The following is a 3,504-nucleotide window of genomic DNA, read 5'->3' on the forward strand; positions in this document are numbered from 1 at the left end:
TCCCAAGCTCAATGGTCACGTGGAGCGGATGCAGCGGACCTTTAGGGATGAGTTCTACACACGACCGTTGCCTTCACAGATCCCCGAGCTCCAAAGGGAGCTTGACGCCTACCTGGACCACTACAACCGCCGGCGACCCCACCGGGCCTTGGGGGGCCTGGCCCCTTTAGAGTACCTGGCTAGAATACGGGGGGAGGCGGTCCCCACAGAGTCTCAAATGTGTTGACCGACTACAGCCCCTTGACTTTTGCTCAGGGAGGCTTTAGCTTGGGATTACTGACTAGTGCACTTTGAAGGTGGTGGCATGGGACAGCAACCTAGGGATGAAGCCTTTCCTTCTGCGGGAGGCAAGCGGCATTCCAGCACCCGAAGGAAGTTCCTAGAGTTCGTAAGCACAGCCAGTGGTCTCCTGCTCACGTCCTGCGGCTACGGCTTCGTTTTTCGCTCCTGAGGTCTTAGCATGCATGGGAAAACCATGTCTATAGCCGTTTCAATTTTCATCGTGGCGGCGCTGTTGTTCGGGCTGTCCATCCCGCTGGTGCAGGGGAAAGTTCCTCCCAACAGCACCTATGGCTTCAGGACGTCCAAGACCCTGGCCGATCCGTCCATCTGGTACGAGGCCAACCGCTTTGCGGGCCGAGTTAGTATCGCTGTCTCGATCGTTATGATTGTTCTGGGCATCGCCCTTCTACTCCTAGATCGCTACACCAACCTCGATCCCAACAGCCTAATCGTACTGGGGCTGGCTTTTGAGATCGTGCCACTGCTGATTCTCATTCTGGTGCTTTTCTTATACCATCGGAACTTGTGAGCTAGTAACCTCGGGGGGTCGTTATGGAAAATCAAGCTGACTTAACCATCAACGCGGCAGCGGGGCCGCAGGAGCTAGCTCTCCGGCTACGCCAGCTTCGAGGTCGCCTGCTCGCTTGCGGTTACGCGGAGTTCGTGTCTACCTTTAACCCGTTTTGCTTCAGCTCTGCAAAGTGGACGACCTGCCGTAACCTTGCCTTCCCTGAAATCCGAGGACTTATCGACTTCCTGCTGCTGAACAAGCGGGCCCACCAGAGCTACCTCGATGGCTTACTAGGGGAAACCTGGAGGGTTCTGCTCGAGATGGAGCTTGCGGAGGAACTCGAGGGGGGCTGGGCCCGACTGAAGGGCCTTTCTCTATGGGCTTACCTCGGCTACCTCGTTTTCATCGACACCCCAAACCAGGACCCTAACGTGTACTTCGGGGATGATACCATTGGGCTTTTTGCCCGGTTGCACGCGATGCCGGGCGAGCACTGCCTGGACCTCTGCTCAGGGTCGGGCATCCAGGCCCTGCACTGCTCATCGTTCGCAGCGTCGGTCGACGCGGTCGAGATCAATCCCCTCGCAAGGCAGGTGCTTTGGTGCAACATCCTGCTCAACGGACGGCACGACCGAATACAGGTCTGGGGAGGATCTCTGTATGACGAACTTCCGGAAAACCGGCAGTACGACTTAGTAGTCGCCAACCCGCCGCTGGTCCCATTCCCCGAGGAACTGGACTACCCTTTTGTAGGACATGGTGGCATAGACGGCTTCGCTGTTACCCGCAAAATCATCCAGGGGTTGCCCGAGCATCTTAGTGAGACAGGCCGAGCACAGATTATAGGTCTTACGCTCGCGGATGAGGGTGACCTCGTCATCGAAGGCGAGCTAGCAGAGCTGGCCCGTACTCATGATCTGGTCATACGGCTGACCGTACTGAACCGCTTTCCCCTGGACCCCTCCAGCCCCTTCTTCCGGGGGCTTGTCAGCTCATCCCAGTTAGTTTCTCCCCAGGCATACGACGAGATCGCAGCCAGGCTGGCAGAGCGGCTCCGACGGCTCAACGTCACCCACGCGGTGCCGTACGCCCTGCATATCACGCGCAGCGGGCCAAAGGGGAAGGTGGTGTACCAAAACTTCTCGAGGGTCAGCTCGGAGGGGTTATGGTTCGTGTGAACCGCAGCACCGAGCACGGGGGGCTATAGATGGCGCGGGCCCTCCCACTCCCAATTGTTCTGCTTACCGCCCTTGCCCTAGGCCAGATGCCCTCACCTCTTGCAACCCTTGAACGACTTTTCACCGTGCGGCCGGCCCAAGCCGCGTGGTTTACTACCAGCTTTCTCCAGCAGGTGCCTGTGGCCCAGGTCGACCAGGTGATCTCCGCCCTGGAGGCCCAGCTTGGCCGGTACTTGGAGGCCCGTGCAGAGGACGATGGGTTCGTGGTGTCCTTCGAAAAGGGGGAGGTCCCTGCGGTGATCGTTCTGGATCCGGAGGGGCGCATCGCCCAGCTCCGGTTTTTGACGCCTCGTCCCCGGCTTGCGAGTCTGGAGCAGGCGCTGGCTGCCTTCCGCGAGTTGCCCGGGAAGGTAAGCCTGTTGGTGCTTCGGGATGGAGAGGAGCTGGCCGGGCTGAACCCTGACGAGTCCCTGGCGGTAGGCTCGAGCTTCAAGCTGGCGATACTGAACGCTTTATGGGAGGAGATAAAAGCCGGGAAGCGTTCCTGGTCTGAGGTGGTAGAGCTGCGTCCCCAATGGAAGAGTCTGCCTACTGGGATACTGCAAAATTGGCCTGAAGGCGCACCAATCACCCTATATACTCTAGCCGCCCTGATGATCTCCTTGAGCGACAACACAGCGAGTGATGCGCTTCTCGCGGTGTTGGGTCGGGAACAGGTGGAGCACTGGTCGGGCCAAAACCGCCCCCTCCTCTCCACTCGTGAGGCCTTCGCGCTCAAGAACCCGGAGAACCGCGGGATTCTCGAACGCTACCTCCGTGCAGACGAGGTCGAGAGGCGGAGGTTGCTGCCGGAGCTGGACCAGATCCCACTCCCACCGCCCACACTATTTACAGGTGGGCCGGTAGCCCCGGAGGTGGAGTGGTTCTTCAGCGCTCGCGAGCTCTGCCGTCTGATCGAAGGGGTTGCGGATCTACCGCTCATGGCCATCAACCCCGGTCCTGTACGGCCGAAGGGCTGGCGCAGAATCGCCTACAAGGGCGGTAGTGAGCCTGGGGTGCTCAACCTCACTGCCTTCTTAAGCTCCAACCAGGGTCACCGGTATTGTGTTGTAGCCACATGGAATGACCAGACCATGCTCGATGAGGGCCGCTTTGTGTCCCTATATGGCGGCTTGCTAGAGGTTCTGGCTGGCCTGCAGTAGCGGTCCGCCAGCAGCACGGACCCCGGTATAGCCATAAAGCTGTACTGGATCCACTGGAGCCAAGCTGACGGCATCGCCAGCACAGTGGAATTCCGCAACCCGGCGGCTCTCAAGGGCCCCTAGTGGAGTACCTCCCCTCGGAGGAGTTCGCCCGTGTTCTGGCGGGATTTGAGGCGGAGGACCAGCTCGAGGCGTGGATCCGGGAGGGGGCGCTGGGTAGTGTAAGGGATTATGTGTAAGGGTACCCAAGTTGCTACCCGAGCATTTGTTGAGCCAAGAGATTTAGGTTGTGGGCCAAGATGAAGGAGAGCACCTTGATCACAAAGCCCTG

General features: G+C 59.4%; 3 protein-coding genes and 1 pseudogene. All 4 read left to right on the plus strand.

Annotated features, from left to right (window positions below):
• Positions 1 to 294 (plus strand): annotated as a pseudogene (locus TNMX_RS02975) (transposase); the annotation flags it as partial.
• A 166-nt stretch (positions 295 to 460) separates the two neighbouring features.
• The gene (locus TNMX_RS02980) at positions 461 to 811 is read left to right on the plus strand and encodes an SdpI family protein (protein ID WP_038029354.1); all 351 of its coding nucleotides are present in this window, start codon (positions 461 to 463) and stop codon (positions 809 to 811) included.
• Positions 812 to 834: 23 nt separating this feature from the next.
• Positions 835 to 1,971 (plus strand): methyltransferase, encoded by a 1,137-nt coding sequence (locus TNMX_RS12370; RefSeq protein ID WP_052037913.1) that lies wholly within the window; start codon positions 835 to 837, stop codon positions 1,969 to 1,971.
• A gap of 29 nt (positions 1,972 to 2,000) precedes the next feature.
• Positions 2,001 to 3,173, plus strand: coding sequence for a serine hydrolase (locus TNMX_RS02990; RefSeq protein WP_038029356.1), 1,173 nt, complete (start codon positions 2,001 to 2,003; stop codon positions 3,171 to 3,173).
• The last annotated feature ends 331 nt before the right edge of the window (positions 3,174 to 3,504 follow it).

The organism is Thermus sp. NMX2.A1, from assembly GCF_000511705.1.
In the GTDB taxonomy this organism is placed as follows: Bacteria; Deinococcota; Deinococci; order Deinococcales; family Thermaceae; genus Thermus; species Thermus scotoductus.

Coding starts and splice junctions, on each gene's coding strand:
- TNMX_RS02980 (WP_038029354.1), top strand. CDS start 461: ATGCATGGGAAAACCATGTCTATAGCCGTTTCAATTTTCATCGTGGCG.
- TNMX_RS12370 (WP_052037913.1), top strand. CDS start 835: ATGGAAAATCAAGCTGACTTAACCATCAACGCGGCAGCGGGGCCGCAG.
- TNMX_RS02990 (WP_038029356.1), top strand. CDS start 2,001: ATGGCGCGGGCCCTCCCACTCCCAATTGTTCTGCTTACCGCCCTTGCC.